15 protein-coding genes are annotated in these 16,268 nt (G+C 67.3%); 11 read left to right on the top strand and 4 right to left on the bottom strand.

What is annotated here, in order from left to right:
• Nucleotides 1-302 precede the first annotated feature (302 nt).
• The 5 genes from CSC65_RS10140 to CSC65_RS10160 all read left to right on the top strand — a co-directional run bounded on the left by CSC65_RS10140 (nucleotide 303) and on the right by CSC65_RS10160 (nucleotide 6,327).
• Nucleotides 303-1,550: an arginine deiminase gene (locus tag CSC65_RS10140; RefSeq protein WP_162410457.1), complete on the top strand. Its 1,248-nt coding sequence runs from the start codon at nucleotides 303-305 to the stop codon at nucleotides 1,548-1,550.
• A gap of 91 nt (nucleotides 1,551-1,641) precedes the next feature.
• Nucleotides 1,642-3,084, top strand: a complete 1,443-nt coding sequence (locus tag CSC65_RS10145) for a MipA/OmpV family protein (RefSeq protein ID WP_162410458.1) — start codon at nucleotides 1,642-1,644, stop codon at nucleotides 3,082-3,084.
• 161 nt (nucleotides 3,085-3,245) lie between these two features.
• Nucleotides 3,246-3,665 carry a hypothetical protein gene (locus CSC65_RS10150; RefSeq protein WP_162410459.1) on the top strand — a complete coding sequence of 140 codons (420 nt, stop codon included), beginning with the start codon at nucleotides 3,246-3,248 and terminating at the stop codon, nucleotides 3,663-3,665.
• A complete protein-coding gene (locus CSC65_RS10155; protein WP_274379403.1) occupies nucleotides 3,574-4,020 on the top strand; it encodes a TraX family protein in 447 nt (148 codons plus the stop codon). Before CSC65_RS10150 ends, CSC65_RS10155 begins: the two co-directional genes overlap by 92 nt.
• A 600-nt stretch (nucleotides 4,021-4,620) precedes the next feature.
• Nucleotides 4,621-6,327: a mechanosensitive ion channel family protein gene (locus CSC65_RS10160; RefSeq protein ID WP_162410461.1), complete on the top strand. Its 1,707-nt coding sequence runs from the start codon at nucleotides 4,621-4,623 to the stop codon at nucleotides 6,325-6,327.
• A 48-nt stretch (nucleotides 6,328-6,375) separates the two neighbouring features.
• Here CSC65_RS10160 and CSC65_RS10165 read toward each other — a convergent pair whose 3' ends face one another.
• Complete coding sequence (locus CSC65_RS10165; protein ID WP_202922867.1) at nucleotides 6,376-7,551, bottom strand: patatin-like phospholipase family protein; 1,176 nt, start codon at nucleotides 7,549-7,551, stop codon at nucleotides 6,376-6,378.
• Between the two features lie 343 nt (nucleotides 7,552-7,894).
• Here CSC65_RS10165 and CSC65_RS10170 point away from each other — a divergent pair, with 343 nt between their 5' ends.
• The 4 genes from CSC65_RS10170 (at nucleotide 7,895) to CSC65_RS10185 (ending at nucleotide 12,919) form a co-directional block, all read left to right on the top strand.
• Nucleotides 7,895-8,368, top strand: a complete 474-nt coding sequence (locus CSC65_RS10170; protein ID WP_162410463.1) for a DUF6491 family protein — start codon at nucleotides 7,895-7,897, stop codon at nucleotides 8,366-8,368.
• 215 nt (nucleotides 8,369-8,583) lie between these two features.
• Nucleotides 8,584-10,191 carry a CoA transferase gene (locus CSC65_RS10175; protein WP_162410464.1) on the top strand — a complete coding sequence of 536 codons (1,608 nt, stop codon included), beginning with the start codon at nucleotides 8,584-8,586 and terminating at the stop codon, nucleotides 10,189-10,191.
• A gap of 3 nt (nucleotides 10,192-10,194) precedes the next feature.
• A complete protein-coding gene (locus CSC65_RS10180) occupies nucleotides 10,195-11,553 on the top strand; it encodes a carbohydrate porin (RefSeq protein ID WP_162410465.1) in 1,359 nt (452 codons plus the stop codon).
• 91 nt (nucleotides 11,554-11,644) lie between these two features.
• A complete protein-coding gene (locus CSC65_RS10185) occupies nucleotides 11,645-12,919 on the top strand; it encodes a lipopolysaccharide biosynthesis protein (protein WP_162410466.1) in 1,275 nt (424 codons plus the stop codon).
• A gap of 27 nt (nucleotides 12,920-12,946) precedes the next feature.
• On the opposite strand, the gene CSC65_RS10190 is transcribed toward CSC65_RS10185, so the two are convergent.
• The 3 genes from CSC65_RS10190 to CSC65_RS10200 form a co-directional block, all read right to left on the bottom strand.
• Nucleotides 12,947-13,291, bottom strand: a complete 345-nt coding sequence (locus CSC65_RS10190; protein ID WP_162410467.1) for a RidA family protein — start codon at nucleotides 13,289-13,291, stop codon at nucleotides 12,947-12,949.
• Between the two features lie 78 nt (nucleotides 13,292-13,369).
• Nucleotides 13,370-13,786, bottom strand: coding sequence for a DUF1801 domain-containing protein (locus CSC65_RS10195; protein ID WP_162410468.1), 417 nt, complete (start codon nucleotides 13,784-13,786; stop codon nucleotides 13,370-13,372).
• Nucleotides 13,787-13,856: 70 nt separating this feature from the next.
• Nucleotides 13,857-14,306, bottom strand: a complete 450-nt coding sequence (locus CSC65_RS10200) for a hypothetical protein (protein WP_162410469.1) — start codon at nucleotides 14,304-14,306, stop codon at nucleotides 13,857-13,859.
• A 120-nt stretch (nucleotides 14,307-14,426) separates the two neighbouring features.
• Between CSC65_RS10200 and motA the strand changes: the two genes are divergently transcribed.
• Together motA and motB are read left to right on the top strand one after the other, a co-directional pair.
• On the top strand, nucleotides 14,427-15,281 hold the full coding sequence (gene motA / locus CSC65_RS10205) for a flagellar motor stator protein MotA (RefSeq protein ID WP_162410470.1): 855 nt from the start codon (nucleotides 14,427-14,429) through the stop codon (nucleotides 15,279-15,281).
• 6 nt (nucleotides 15,282-15,287) lie between these two features.
• The gene (gene motB / locus CSC65_RS10210) at nucleotides 15,288-16,268 is read left to right on the top strand and encodes a flagellar motor protein MotB (protein ID WP_162410471.1); all 981 of its coding nucleotides are present in this window, start codon (nucleotides 15,288-15,290) and stop codon (nucleotides 16,266-16,268) included.

Here is a 16,268-nt window from a genome sequence, read left to right on the forward strand (position 1 = left end):
TCGGTTGCGAGTGGCGCCTCGCTTCCCCCCTTGTCTTCCGGGAACACGCGATACTCCGGACACGCTGGTTGTCGGGACGCAGGTTCATAACGGCATCGGATTGCCCGGACATTCATACTCCCCATGCGACGGCATGCGCAAGGGCATGCCCCGTATCCACCCCGGGGTGTGATCGACAGGCGACCGTGGCCGGTGTCAAGATGAGCTGAACGATCAGGGCCGCGAAGCGCATCGCCCAGGACATGGCTACGGGCGGAAGGGCGGCGGCACCACCACATTCCACGTCCAGCTTGGAGATTGGCATGTCCGCACCTGTCTATGGCGTTCACTCGGAAGTCGGCACGCTGCGCAAGGTCCTGGTCTGTTCCCCCGGCCTGGCGCACATGCGCCTGACGCCCAGGAACAAGGACGACCTGCTCTTCGACGACGTGATGTGGGTGGACAACGCCAAGCGCGACCACTTCGATTTCGTCTCCAAGATGCGCGACCGCGGCGTGGATGTCGTGGAGATGCACCAGATGCTTGCCGAGACCGCGGCGTTGCCCGAGGCGCGCAAGTGGATCCTGGACCACCAGATCAACGCCAACGAAGTCGGCCTGGATGTCATGGTCGACGTGCGCGCCTACCTGGAGAGCCTCTCGCCACAGGAACTGGCGATCACGCTGATCGGCGGGCTGAGCGTGCTCGATGTCCCGGACGATTTCGCCGGCCCCATCCTCAGGGCCGCGCGCGAGGTGCCGGACATGTTCGGTTACCTGCTGCCGCCGCTTCCGAACATGCTCTATACCCGCGACACGACCTGCTGGATCTACCAGGGCGTGACGGTCAACTCGCTGTACTGGCCGGCGCGCCACGAGGAGACCATCCTCACCACCGCCATCTACAAGTTCCATCCGGATTTCGCGACGGCGAATTTCCCGACCTGGTACGGCGACCCGACCGTCGACCACGGCAATGCCACCCTCGAGGGCGGCGACGTGCTCGTGCCCGGCAACGGCGTGGTGCTGGTGGGCATGAGCGAACGCACCTCGCGCACCGCGATCCTGCAGATGGCCAAGGCGCTGTTCGACAACAAGGCCGCCGAGCGGGTGGTGGTGGCCTCCATGCCCAAGCTGCGCTCGGCGATGCACCTGGATACGGTATTCACCTTCGCCGACCGCGACGTGGCGACCTACTTCCCGCACATCGTCGACCAGATCACGCCGATCTCGCTGCGTCCCAGCGACAAGGCGCCGGGTTTCGAGGTGACCGTCGAGAAGAAGCATTTCAACGACGTGGTCGCCGAGTCGCTCGGGCTGAAGAAGCTGCGCATGGTGGCGGCCGGTGGCGACCACTACGCCGCCGAGCGCTCGCAGTGGGACAGCGGCAACAACCTGGTGGCGCTGTCGCCGGGCGTAGTCATGGCCTACGACCGCAACCCGACCACCAACACCGCGCTGCGCAAGGAAGGCATCGAGGTGATCACCATCGTCGGCGCGGAACTGGGCCGCGGTCGCGGGGGCGGCCACTGCATGACCTGTCCGCTGATCCGCGACGGCGTGGATTTCTGATCCAGCCGGACCGGCGACAAGGGGAGGGAGGCATGGCTGCATGGCGCCGGGTCCCTCGTACGCAACAGGCAACGATCGAGACGGGAGCTTGATGAACACCACGCGCGCGCGGCACACCGGTTTCCTGCATTCGCTCCATCCCGGCCTGCGCGGCGGATCGTTGCTCGCGCTGGCGATCGCCGGTGCATTGGCCAGCGCGCCCGCGCTGGCGCAGGTCGATACCGATGCGATCTCCGACCTGATCGACGAGCCCGGGAGCGCGGGCCTGGGTTTCCTCTACCGCTTCGAGGAATCGCCCTACAAGGACGCCGGCCAACGTAGCGACCTGCTGCCGTTGTACCTGTACGAAGGCGAGCGCTTCTACCTCAACGCGGACCGGGCAGGGGTCAAGTTCGTCGACGACGGCACCCATCGCCTGGATGCCTTCCTGTCGCGCCGGCTGGAAGGTTTCGCCGAAGACGACATTCCGGACATCCTCGAAGGCATGGTGCCGCGCAACGCCGGTGCGGACCTGGGCATGCGCTACCGGCACAGCCTGGACTGGGGAACCCTGCGCGCGACCGCGCTGGCCGACGTCAGCAGCACCTCCAACGGCAGTGAACTGCGGCTGGGCTACTCGTACACCTGGAGCGGCGACCGCTGGAGCCTGCGCCCGGACGTCAGCGTGTCCTTCCGCGACGCCGACCTCAACAACTACTACTACGGCGTGAGGCCCTACGAGGCCACGGTCGACCGGCCGGCCTACGCGCCGGGCAGCGGCACCGACGTCACCGTGGGCCTGTACGGCACCTACGGCTTCCTCAAGAACTGGCGCCTGATCGGCGGCGTCGCGGTGACCGCGCACGACAGCGTCATCGAGGACAGCCCGATCATCCGCGACGGCCTGCAGCCGGCGATCTTCGCCGGCGCCGTCTACGACTTCGGCACCGCGATCGCACGCTGGGACGACGAAGACGTACCGCTGCTGATGAAGGTGTTCTACGGCCGGGCGTCGGGCGATGGCTGCCACATGGCCAAGATCATGACGCTCAGCTGCACGTCGCTGGACCACGAGAACCCGAGCAGCGTCACCGGCGTGCACCTGGGCAAGCCGTTCGTGGAGCGGATCAACGGCTGGCCGATCGACTTCCATGGCTATGCCGGCTTCCTCTATCGCAACGAAATGAACACGATCGCACCCGATGCGTGGCAGTTCGACGCCTACATGAAGGGCTTCTTCTACGGCTTCCCGTGGAGCCACCGGGTCAACACCCGGTTCGGCATGGGCGCGGGTATCTCGTACTCCAACCACGTGCCATCGCCGGAAGTCACCAGCCAGGCGCGGCGCGAACGCCCGACGTCAAAGCTGCTCAACTACCTGGACCCGACCATCGACATCAGCCTGGGCGACCTGTTTGGCAACAAGGACTGGAAACAGACCTACTTCGGTCTGGGCATCTCGCACCGTTCCGGCATCTTCGCCAGCTCGCGCCTGCTGGGCAGCGTCAATGGTGGCTCGAACTACATCTACGCATACGTGGAGACGACGCTCTGATCGATCGGACATCGATGAGCGCTGGAACTGGATGATGCGTCGGGCGATGCACGGGCATCCGCCGTGCGTGTCCTACAGGAACTTCAGGAAATTCCGACCTTCCAGTCGGTACTTCGCACCGGGTACCGCTGCGGAGTCGGGGATACGATTCCCCTATGGGAATGCATGCGCTCCAGTTGAGTTGCCTTGTGGTGGGGCTGGTTTCTTCGGATGCATGCGCGCAGCACGTGTACAAATGCGTCGCAGGTGATCAGGTCGCCTACCAGTCGGCGCCTTGCGCGGAAGGCGCGACCACCGTGAAGGCCTGGAGCCATGGAAGCTATGAGCCACCTCGGGAGGCAGACCTGCAGCGAATCCGCGAGATCGAGCAAGCGAACCGACCGCGCGACATGACCTCGCAGGCTTCGCGCAAGGTCCGACGATCCCAGCCCCAGGCCAGTACAAAGCGCACATCCACGATCGGGCGTTGCCAGGACGCCAAAACCCACCGTGATCGCGAGCTCTACCGGCTGGGGCCATGGCGGAAGATGCAGGATCTGCGCAAGTGGGACGGATACGTGGCCCAGGCGTGCAAGTTCTAGTCGGGTCGGCCTGGTCGCCTCCCTGTGGGTGGACTACGGAGCTGCCGGCGTGGCGCTGACCTTCGCCGCCTGGCAGTGGCTGCGAGGGGAGGGGAGAGCACTCCCAGCCGCTTTGGCCGCTTTGGCCGGGATCTGCGCTTACAACGGCAATGGCTGGGTGCTGGTGGCGCTCCCGCTAATCCGGGTGCTGGGGAAAACCAAGGCGGAGCTGCCGCGCTGGCGCTGGACCTTCCTCGGATACTATGTCGGGCACCTGGTCGTACTGGCCACCATTTCGGGGGGAATGGATGTTTCGGGGAACGTTGCTGATCCTGCTGGCGCTGTCGCCGGCAGCACACGGACAGTCGATCAATAAATGCAAGCATCCGCGCACCGACGCGGTCGCATACTCGTCGAGCCCTTGCCCATCCACCGAAGCCGGTTGGAATGCCGAGTTTGAGGGCACTGGCGATGCGCGTGATCGTGACCGCATGACGGCTGCGCAAGCTCAAGCGAGCGTGACCGCCGATCAGCGCTACTTGGACCGATCTAGGCGCGCAGAGCGCTCTACGAATTCGGGATCCCAAGGTTATTCGATGCCGTCGAGCATTGGTCAATGCGAAGCAGCGAAGCGAACGCGAGACGCTAATCTGCAAGCGTCGCGGCCACGTCAAGGGCATTCCATTGAATCACTCAGATCGTGGGATGAGTACGTCGCAGCGGCGTGCAAGTGACTAGACCTTTAGCCCATAGCGGTAGAAACCGAAGAGGACACGGCCCACGTATCGCAGCCATCTTGTATTTCGCATAATGCACATTATGTCGACCTAGGGGCCGCAGGGAAGGAATCCATAGGCCCCTTCTGCCAATGGCGGCCCAGTCGGCTTCTGCGGTACACCTAGCGCGACCACGGATCGGGGTCGTGGCCGCGGTTGGCGATGGAGCCGGAATCCCCGTGTACGTTCCTGGGGCGCTTATGGAACCGAACGCGAAGTCGTCTCCCGGTGGCCGACGCCATCTGCTCGCAGCACTGCGTGGCGTAACAGTCCTGGGCCTGCTTTCGTTGGCCGTGGCACTGGGTGCGGCACCGGCCACGTCGCCTTTGCCGGCACTCCCGGGCGCCGCGCCGCCTCCCGCGGTCGAGACCCCGGCAGACTCCGAGGCCACGGTCCGCTTCTACAACCGCGACATCGTGACCCTGCGCGCCGAGTTCCTGGGCCGGACGCCGGAGCTGCGTGCCCGCACCACCGAGGCGGCCATCCGCCGCGTGGTCGAAGAGTCCGGTCCGGTGAAGGTCAACTTCAAGCAGTCCTCGGAGGGATTGCTGGTGCTGCTGTCCGACGAGCTGGTGATGATGTTCACGACCGGCGACCTGGACGTACTGCATGGCGAGACGATGGGCCAGGCCCGCATCGCGATCGCCGGGCGCCTGCAGGAGGCCGTCGACACGGCGCGGCGGGAACAGGCGCCGGCCCGGCTGCTGCAGGGCCTGCTGTGGTCGCTGCTGGCTACCGTCATCGCGATCGCGCTGGCCGTGGGCGTGCTGTGGCTGGGCCGCCGGATCCGGGATCGGCTCAAGCGCCTGGTCGAGGCGCGCAGCGAAACGATCGAGCGCGACGCGATACGCCACCTGGTGGGTGGCATACGCATCGTCATCGGCTGGCTGATGCGCGTGTTCATTGCCCTGACCATTTTCGTGATCATCGAGGAATGGGTGCGGTTCGTCCTGGGCCAATTCGGCTTCACCCGGCCGTGGGCCGAAGCGATGACCGGCTGGATGCTGGACCTGCTGCGCAGCTGGGCCCAGTCCACCGCCGCGGCGCTGCCGGGCCTGGTGGCCGCGGTCCTGATCTTCGTGCTGGCGCGCCTGCTCACCCACTCGGTGACCATCACCTTCCGCGGCGTGCAGGATGGCCGGTTCCAGCTGTTCGGCATCGACCAGGTGCTGGCCGAGCCCACGCGCAAGCTGGTGAATGTCGTGATCTGGCTGTTCGCACTGGCCATGGCCTACCCCTACCTGCCCGGCTCGGAAACCGATGCGTTCAAGGGGCTGAGCGTGCTGGTCGGCCTGATGATTTCGCTGGGTGCGTCGGGCATCGTCGGCCAGGCGGCGGGTGGGTTCACCATCCTCTATTCGCGGACCATGTCCGTGGGTGACTACGTCCGCAGCGGCGAGGTCGAAGGCGTGGTCATGCAGATCGGATTGTTCACCACGCGCCTGCGCACCGTTGCCGGCGTGGAAGTCAGCATTCCCAACAACGTCGTGCTCGGCGGACAGCTGCACAACTATTCGCGCCATCCCGAGGGTCCGGGGATGTGGATGGAGACTGGCGTCACCATCGGTTACGACGCGCCCTGGCGCCAGGTGCACCGGCTGCTGCTGCAGGCCGCCTCGCGCACCCCGGGCGTGGCGGTCGATCCGCCGCCGTTCGTGCTGCAGACCGCGCTTTCTGACTTCTACGTGGATTATCGCCTGCGGGTGCGCGTGGCCGAGGCGCTGCGTCGTGCCCTGGTGCTCAGCGAACTGCACGCGCAGATCCAGGACGCTTTCAACGCCGCGGGCGTGCAGATCATGTCGCCCAACTACGAGGCCGATCCGGAGAGCCCCAAGCTGGTACCGCGCGCGTACTGGGACGGCCTGCCCGTGGAGCCGGACCCGCGCACGGATCCGTCGCAGCAGTAGGCGCGGCGGCTTGAACGCGTGGTTGCATCGCAGCGCGACAGTGCCGCCCTACTCTCCCCGGATACCGGGAGGCTGGGTCCGCCAGGCGGGCCCCGCCCGCGCCGCGTCGTAACCGGCCTGGTAGAGCGAAGCCATCTGCGCGGGATCGAACGCGGTGAGGTCCGGCAGCACGACGCTTTCGTCGATCGTGACCCAGTGGAAATCGGCCTGGTTACGCTGGGCGAAGGTGAATTCGCGGAACAGGTCGCCGACGATGCCGGCGCGCCCGGAGATGTCGATGGTGCGCACGGTGATGCCACGCAGCGAGCGCGTGGTCGAAGCGGGAGGCGCACTCAACTGCCCGTTGTGGATGACGAAGATGTCCTCGCGGCCAGGGGCGCGACCGGCGCTGGTGTGCAGCTTGGCCGGGTCGAAGATGCCTCCATTGAGGAACACGTTGGCCCAGACGAAGCCATCCACGTGCATCTCGTCGTAACGCTTGCCGTCGGCCTCGACCTCGAACAGCACCGGCGGGAACGCGATGGGCACCGAAGAAGACGCCAGCATGACCTTGCGGAACAGGGCCAGCGCGGCATCGTCGGCCTGGCAGGCGATCAGGCCCATGTTCCAGACCATGAAGCTGCGCGTATCCAGGTCGACCGTACCCATGAACAGCCGCCTGCCCTGCCGGTGCGCCTGGGCGACCTGTTCGAGCAAGGCCGTGTCGATGTAGCGCTCGATGAGCGTTACCAGGGGCGCGGTATCGGCGAGCGCGTCGCCGCGCATCAGCGCCATGAGCCGGGAGCGCTCGGTAAACACGTTAGCGGTGGTCGTGGTGGTGTAGAACTTGTGCAGCGACTCGTCGTACCCGGGGCCGAGGAAGGCGAAAGGCGCCATCAGCGCGCCGGTGGAGACGCCGGTGACGATCTTGAACACCGGGCGCGTACCGGTCTCCGTCCAGCCCTTGAGGAAACCCGCGCCGAAGGCGCCATTGACCCCGCCACCGGACAGGGCCAGGTGCGGGTAGTGGATGATCCCGTCCGCGGCGACCGGGAAATCCTCGGGCGATTCCTGTTGCAGCGATAGCAGGTAGTCGCGCTCCATCGCAGGTGCCGGCCGCCCGGCACGGGCACGCACGTCGGGCATGCCGGGAATCTGCGCCTGCTCGACCAGTGCGGGAGGAACCGGGTTGCGCGGCAGCGACGAACATCCCGGGATCGCTGCGGCGATGACGAATCCGAGCACGAGGCTGCGGACTGCCGCAAGCGGGAATCCGCCAGCGCGTGTTTTCGGAACCGATGCGGGCATGCGGCCTTCCATGCGTCGGGGATTCTGGGTAATGGACAGGACCGGGCACGCGTCGCATGCACCGCGTCGTGGCACCGGTCGCCTGCGCCCCACCCTCCCCGGATCCGGATGCGCAGGCACCTGATGTTCCCGGCAGTTTGGCCACAAGGCCGCTGGGCATGCAAATGCCTGGCCTGACTGGGCGGGACGTTCGCCAGGGGCGCCTGCCGCACGCGCTCTTGAGCCGGGACGGTGTTTCGCGGTATTGAAGTAGCCATCGTTCCGGGATGGAGTGATCGTCATGAAGCGGATCCTGCTCGTGCTCGCCCTCGCCCTGCTTGCCACCGGATGCGCACACTCCGGCGCGGCCCTCAGCAGCGCCGACCGCCTCGAGCTCTATCGCGCGCATGCAGGCCCACCGGTCGGGAGCTTCAACATCGACAGGATCGCCGGGGTCACCCGCTGGACGCCGCTGGGCGACCAGGCCCTGGCCATCTGGAACACGCCCAACCAGGGCTACCTGATCGAATTCCGGACGCGCTGTTCCGGCCTGTCCTTCGCCAGTTCGATCACCATCAGCAACTCGCTGGGAATGGTCAACGTGCGCATGGACAGCGTGCAGCCCCGGGCTGCGAACGGTTCGACCATCGCCCCGCCCTGCCGCATCGCCAGTGCCCGTCCGCTCGACGGCCGCGCCATCAACGACGCCAAGCGGGAGTTGCGCGAGGCCAGCGTGGTCGATCGACCCGCCGACGCAACGCCGGAAGAGGAATAGCGCGTCGTGCACGACGGCAATCCGCGTCCTGCACGCCGGCAATGCCGGCCCGCCGTTTCCTGCGACATCGCGCCCAAGGCCCGCCAGATCCGGCCGCGACAGGAACTTTGCAGGGTAACGATCGCGAGGCCGCACCCCGCACGTTGAAAGTACCCACCACGGAAACAACCGTAATCCCGAGCCCGGCTGCATGTTCCCCCTCAAGGAGAGGCTGTATGTCGCAATATGATCCGGATCGCCGCACGTTTCTGAAGGTGGGTACTGGCGCGGCCGTCGGCGCCGCGCTTGCCATGCGCTTCCCCATGGATTCGGCGATGGCCCAGGCAGCCACCACGTTCGACATCGACACGCGTTTCGCCGACTTCATGCGTGACATCGGGGGCGCTGCCACCGATGCCGGCGGCAAGGTGCAGTTCACCGGATCGGACCCGCTGCTGCGCAGCCATTTCCGCATCGGCGCGTGCATGGCGATCCCGGCGATGGCCGCCGGCGTCGGCGCGGCCGCCATCTGGCGCCAGCGCACCGGCGAGGGCCAGGACCTGAGCGTGGACCTGCGCCAGGCGGTGTGGAACACCAATCCGCTGATCGGCATGGTCCATACCAAGATGCAGGCGGTCGGCCTGATCCCGGCCAGCGACCCGATCCCGGCCGCGCTCACCGCGTGGAAGCCCAGCGTCAACGGACTGATGCTGCAGGCCCCGATCGGCCTGGACAATCCGCTGTCGTTCCAGGCCTTCGAGACGCGCGATGGCCGTTTCATCAACCTGACGGGCATCTACCCGCACCTGATGGATCGCATCCTCAACGTGCTCAAGGTCACGGCGGACCAGACCGCGATCCGCGCGGCGGTCAAGAAGTGGGATGGACAGGAACTGGAAGACACGCTCGCCGCCAGCAACGGCGTGGCCGCCCTGCATCGCACCCGCAAGGAATGGCTGGCGCACCCGCAGGGCAAGTACCTGGCCGGCACGCCGCTGATCGAACTGGTCAAGGTCGGCGATGCCCCGCCCCGCAAGTTCGCGCCACAGGCCGCCCGGCCACTGTCGGGCATGAAAGTGATCTCCTGCACGCACGTGATCGCCGGCACCACGGCGGCGCGAACGCTCGCCGAGTACGGCGCCGATGTGCTGCACATCGCCCGCGACCAGAGCTTCGAGCACGAGGCGCTGGTGGTGGACGTCAACGTCGGCATGCGTTCGGCCTGGGTCGACCTGCGCAACAAGGCCCAGAACGCCAACTTCGCCGGCCTGCTGCCGGATGCGGACGTGTTCATCGAAGGCTTCCGCGGCCGCTCGATGGAACGGCTGGGTTTCGGCGTGGAGGAGGTGGCGGCCAAGCGGCCCGGCATCGTCTACCTGTCGGTGCGTGGCTACGGCTGGGAAGGACCATGGGGTGATCGCGCCGCCTTCGACATGGAGGGCGTCTCCACCACCGGTTTCACCATGACCGAGGGCGGCGGAACCGGCGTCCCGCGCTTCCCGCCGACGCTGGTCATGAACGACTACATCACCGGCTACATCGGCGCGGCCGGCATCCTCGCGGCACTGCGTCGCCAGGCCGTCGAAGGCGGCACCTGGCACGTGCGGGTCAACCTGGCCCGGGCGGCGATGTGGTTCCAGGACCTGGGCCATTTCGCCGACATCCGCTTCGATGCCTCGCGCCCCGAAAACCGCATGTCGCCACCGGAGACCATGAAGCGGCAGACACCCTACGGCGAAGTGGAACGCCTCGTGCCGCAGGTGCGCCTGTCGAAGACGCCCGGGCAATGGCGCGATCCGCTGGTGACCGTGCGCGGCAGCGACCTGCCGCGCTGGGAGGGTTGAAGGATGCGCGATCGCCCTGTTTCCTCCCCCGAATGGCGCCGCCACGCGCTGGCGGTCGCACTGCTCTGCGGCATGTCGTCACTGGCGGCACAGGCCCAGGAAGCACCCCCCGCCCCGCCGGCGGAAGCAGCGGCTGCGTCCGCCCCACTCGACCTGACCCTGGCCGATGCCGCCGCGGACGAGCTCTACCCCAACCTGCTCGACACTTCGATGTCGGTACAGGGCGACCTGCAGGAAGACACCGCGGTGCCGACCGGCTGGCTGCGTCGCGAGACCGGGATGAACTCCTGGTTCGGCTGGAAGAACCAGCTGCGCCAGGACACCGGCCTCACCATCGGCGGTTCCTGGATGATGCTGTGGCAGAACTACTCCCACAGCCTGATCGACGAGCACAACGCGGTCGGCAGCAAGCTGACGCTGAATGCCTCGTACGACCTGTTCAACCGCGGCCAGGCCAATGCGCTGTCGTTCGACATCGCGGTCGAGGACCGGCGCCCGGTGGGCACCGACCTGGCGCCGTTGCAGGCGGGCATGGCCACCGGCTCGCTGATTCCCACCGCGGCCACCTACGGTGATTTCAGCCTCGGCGTGACCCAGGCCTACATCCGCCAGAACCTGGCCGACAACCGTTTCCAGTACACGATCGGCAAGATCTTCGCGCCGAACTTCCTCAACGCCTATCCGTTCTTCGACGACAACCGCCAGTTCCTGACCCAGGCGTTCTCGACCAGCCCAAGCATCGCCGCGCCACTGCGTGGCTTCGGTGCGGTCGCGGCGTGGTATCCGACCACCACCGGGTTCTACCTCAAGCCCGGCATCTTCACCGTCCACAGCGACGACACCGGCAGCACCATCGACGATTTCTTCAGCAAGGACGAGCATTTCTACATGCTCGAGGTCGGCTGGAGCGCGCTGGCCCGGACCGGCACGCCGATCCAGGCACGGGCGGCGATGGACGCCAACAACATCCACCTCACCGCCTGGTATCGCGATCCCGAACAGGGTGGCCTGCCGCGATCCAAGGGGCTGGCGTTCAACGCCAACTACATGATCGGGCCGAGCATGATGTGGTTCGCGCGTGCCGGCTGGTCCGATGGCTGGTTCGTGGACAACAACGCGGCCGTAGGCATCGGCTGGCGCCCTACCGAGCATTTCTCCGACCTGTTCGGCGTCGCCATCGGTGGACTGCAGCCCGCCAGTCCGCAGCTGCGCAACCAGTACACCGCCGAGGTGTTCTACCGCTTCCACGTCACCCCGCACTTCGCGATCACCCCCGACCTGCAGGTGCAGGTGGACCCGGCGCTCAACCGTTCCACGGACGCGATCTGGGTGTTCAGCATGCGCGGCAGGTTGACCTTCTGACACGTGCATGCCGGCCGGGGTCGTGGCTCTCCGCCCTCCGGCCGGCATGCGCCCGCTGCGCGCCTTTCGCGTCCGTGGCCACGGGTAAGCCGTGATCCGCCCGAGCTGGGAAACCCGGCTTGCCTTGCTGTCGCTGTCCGGACAGGCGGTGTCCTACGCGCTGGGAATCGTCCTGGCCCGGCAGCTGGGCGTGGCGGGCTTCGAGAGCTACGTGGTGGCGGCCGCGGCGTTCATCCTGATGGTGACGCTGGTTCCGCAGGGCCTGGAGAAGTTCACGCTCAAGCTCGTGCCGACGCTGCTGGAACACCGGCAGCACGACGTGCTGCGTGGTTTCCTCGGCTTCTCCTGCCGGCGGATCCTGTTGGGCAGCGCGCTGGTCGGCATCCCGGTCGGCCTGTGGGCGTGGCATGCACAGGACCTGCATGCGCAGACCCGCCTGGGTATCGTGATCAGTTGCGTGTCGCTGCCGGCCGGCGCCCTGGTGCACCTGGTGCTGGAAGTGCTGGCCGCATCCGGCCGCGCCATGCCGGCCACGCGGGTGTTCCGGCTGGTGGTGCCTGGCACCGTGCTCGCGCTGGTCGGCCTCGCCCTCGCGTTGTCGCTGGAACTGCATGCGCCGGCGGCGATCGCCGCCTGGGGTGTGTCCTGGTGCGTGGCGCTGGTGCTGATGGCATGGCAGCTCCGCCGCGCACTGCCGCCACCGGTGTATTCGGTCGCGCCGGTCGTCCAAGCGGAGCGCTGGGCGCGGGAGGCGCGGCCGTTCTGGGCCTACCGCGTCTCGCTCGCGATCTTCGCCCAAGGGGGCATCATCGCCCTGGAGTGGGGGCAGGCCCCGGCGAGCGCGGTGGGCGGTTTCGCCGCCGCGTTCAGTACCGCGGCGATCGCGCAGGTGCTGGCCACCGCGACCAACCGGGTCTATGCAAGCCGGCTGTCGCTGCTGCTGGAGCGGGGCGACATCGACGGGATCCGTCGCCTGCGCCGCGAGCGCCTGCGCTGGCTGGCGATGCCGCTGCTGGTCTACCTGCTGGTGGTGTTCACCTTCGCGCCGGAACTGATCGGTCTGTTCCGGCCGGAATTCGTCGCCGATGGTGCGCCTGCGCTGCGGATACTGGCTGCCAGCACCGCGTTGAGCACGGTGCTGGCGATGGCGCCGACCTATCTCAAGCATCGCGGTGATAACGGCGCGCTGTTCCGCAGCGTGGCCGTCGCCGCGCTGCTGCAAGTCATGTTGCTGATGCTGCTGGTGCCGCGCCTGGGCGCAACCGGCGCGGCGATCGCCTGTGCCATCGCCAGCACGCTGCTGTACGGCGCCCTTGCCCACCGCGCGCACCGGGCGCTGGGACGACTCCAGCCGCCTTCCGCCTGAGGGGATGCCGCCCGAAGGCGGCGCACCTCAGACCGCGGCGGTCACCACGATCTCGACCTTCCAGTCGGGCTTGGCCAGCGCGGCCTGCACCGTGGCGCGCGGCGGCGTGTGCCCGGCGGCGACCCAGCCGTCCCAGGCCTGGTTCATGCCGGCGAACTCGGTGAGGTCGGCCAGGAAGATCTCGGCTCGCAGGATGCGCGACTTGTCGGTACCGGCCTGGGCAAGCAGCGCGTCGATCGCCTCCAGGACCTGGCGGGTCTGGCCGACGATGTCCTGCGAGGTGTCTTCCGGAATCTGTCCGGCGAGATAGGCGACGCCGTTGTGGACGGCCAGTTCGGACATGCGCGGACCGACTTCGAAACGCTGGATCATGGGGGGGCTCCTTGCGAGGGTCTCGGGAATCACGTCGGCGGTTGACCGCGACGGCGGCGCAGCATACACCGGCGGCCTTCAGCGGATGCGCAGGGGTTCCAGCGTCGCGGCGCTGGCGGCGAGCAGCCGCCGCAATACCTCGGGCGAGGCATCCGAGAGCCGTCGCAGGTACAGGCATGATTTCCCGGCGCGATGGCGCCCCAGTTCGGCCAGCAACGCCTGGCGCCCGTCGAAGCCGTCCATCAGGTAGATCGACAGTTCCTTCGCTCGCGGGGAGAAAGCGAGCAGTGGCCAGGGCAACTGGCGGCCATCGGCATAGCGCTGGGCGTACTGGCCGAAGCCGACGATGTCGCCGCCCCACACCACCGGTGGCTCGCCGGTCACTTCCTGCATGAGCTCCACCAGCGCACGCGCTTCGGTGCGGCGAGGTTCGACGAACCTGCCGAGGAAATCCTCGACAGGCTCACCGGTCGGGCGTGTCTTTGGTTCGGTCATGGCGTCCGCATCGGTCGATCAGCGCACGGATACCCGATGTACCGGCGCCCTGGTCACGGCAGCCGTGGGCTCAGCCGCACTTGAACCGCTCGCCCAGGATGTTGGCGCAGCCATCATCGGCCAGCCACGTCCAGTACCAGCTGTCGAAGCCGCCCTCGGGATAGTTGCCGCCTCCACCCGGGCCGTACTGCAGCACGATGGTGTACCGGTAGTTGGCTCCGCCCGATTCCTTCACCGGTTCGCCCGCCTCGTTGGCGAGGACCCAGTAGCGGATCGGGATCGGGGCGACCATGTGCGCCTGGAAGCTGCCGGTGCCGTCGGCGGCGAGCACGATCTTCGGCTCGCCCTGCTTTTCGTAGAGATACTCGCCCACGACTCCGTCGGGGATCGCACTGGTCTTCCACACCGTGGCGCCATTCAGCTCGATGCTGTCCACCACCGGGGCCGCGCCGGCATGGGTGGTCGCCAGCAACGCCAGCAGTGCGCCGGCAATGATCCCGCTCCTGTTCCGCCTGGCCATCGCGTCCCCCTGTGGACGAGTCGTCGGTTCCCGGAGTCTAGCGCAGGTCGCGGGCCCCAACTTCGCCTCAACTTCGCCGCGACCGTGCCGATACCGGACCGACCCCAACCGCGCGCCGTCATGCTCATCATCATCGGCTTCATCATCGTCATCGTCAGCGTGCTCGGGGGCTTCGTCCTGTCGCACGGCAAGCTCGCCGCGCTGTGGCAGCCCTACGAGGTGCTGATCATCGGCGGCGCGGCGTTCGGCGCGTTCCTGGTCGCCAACCCGCTCAAGGTGGTCAAGGCGGCGATCATCGGCATCCCCGGGCTGCTCAAGGGCGCCCGCTACAAGCGCAACGACTACGTCGACATCCTGTCGATGGTCTACGACGTGCTGGTCAAGGCGCGCAAGGAAGGCATGATCGGGATCGAGAAGGACATCGACAATCCCGGGTCCAGTCCGGTGTTTTCCAAGTATCCCAAGCTGCTGGCCGACCACCACCTGATGGAGTTCACCACCGACTGCCTGCGGCTGATGGTCAGCGGCAACATGGAGCCGCACGAACTGGAGCAACTGCTCGAGATCGAGGTCGAGACCCACCACCAGGAAGCCGCCGAGCCGGCGCACGCCCTGCAGGTGCTGGCCGACTCCCTGCCCGGCTTCGGCATCGTGGCTGCGGTGCTGGGCATCGTGGTGACCATGGCGTCGATCGGTGGCGATGTCGCCACCATCGGCCACCATGTCGCCGCCGCGCTGGTCGGTACGTTCCTGGGCATCCTGCTGGGGTATGGATTCGTCGGCCCGCTGGCTGCGTCGATGGCGCACCGCGCCCACGAGGAAGGAAAGGCATTCGAGATCATCAAGATGGCGCTGGTGTCGAGCCTGCGTGGCTATCCGCCGAGCGTGGCGGTCGAGTTCGCGCGCAAGCTGCTGTTCTCCGACGTGCGCCCGGCGTTCGCCGACCTGGAAGCACACCTGCGCAGCAACCGCTGACCGGCCATGGACAAGAACCAGCCGATCATCATCCGCCGGGTCAAGAAGGTCAGCGGCGGCCATCACGGGGGCGCGTGGAAGGTGGCCTATGCCGACTTCGTCACCGCAATGATGGCGTTCTTCCTGGTGATGTGGCTGGTCGGCATCGCCAGCAAGGAGCAGAAGGCCGCGGTCTCGGAGTACTTCAAGAATCCCAGCGCGGTCGAAGGCACCGCGGCCATCCCGGGCACCAGTTCGCTCGGCCCGGGCGGCGCGTCCGACAAGCTGATCCCCACGGCCAATGCCCTGTCGATGCCCGGCGGCATCGGGCCGAAAGTGGGCGAGCCTGGCGAGGCCACCCGCAGCCGGATCCCGAGCGAAGCCGACGCCGATGCGCGTGCCGCCGCCGCGGCAGAAGACCGGCGCCAGCTGGAGGAACTGCGCAAGGACCTGGAAGCGGCCGTCGAGAAGAGCCTGGCGCTGGCTCCGTTCAAGGACCAGCTGCTGATCGACCTCACTCCCGAAGGCCTGCGCGTGCAGATCGTGGACCGGCTCAACCGGCCGATGTTCGACCTGGGCAGCTCGAGCATGAAGGACTACACCATCGAGGTCATGCACGAGCTCGGCACGCTGCTCTCGAATACGCCGCACAAGATCGCCCTCGCCGGCCACACCGATGAGACGCCGTTCCAGGCCCCGCGCGGGTACGGCAACTGGGAACTGTCGAGCGATCGCGCCAATGCGGCGCGCCGTGCCCTGCTCGAGGGCGGCCTGGACGAAGAGCGGATCGCGCGCGTGGTCGGGCTGGCCTCGTCGGTGCCTTTCGACCGCAATGACCCGCGTGCGCCGATCAACCGCCGGATCAGCATCGTCGTGCTGAACCGCACCCCGGACGCCGTGCCGGATGCGCTGGCCGCGCCGCCGGCCAGCGCGCCGACCTCACCTGCAACGGAGCCGGTAGACACCCGGACCGGCACCGGTGCGGTCACCGCCACCGCCCACGGATAG

Origin of the sequence: Pseudoxanthomonas daejeonensis, from assembly GCF_010093205.1 — a bacterium.
Lineage (GTDB): Bacteria > Pseudomonadota > Gammaproteobacteria > Xanthomonadales > Xanthomonadaceae > Pseudoxanthomonas > Pseudoxanthomonas daejeonensis.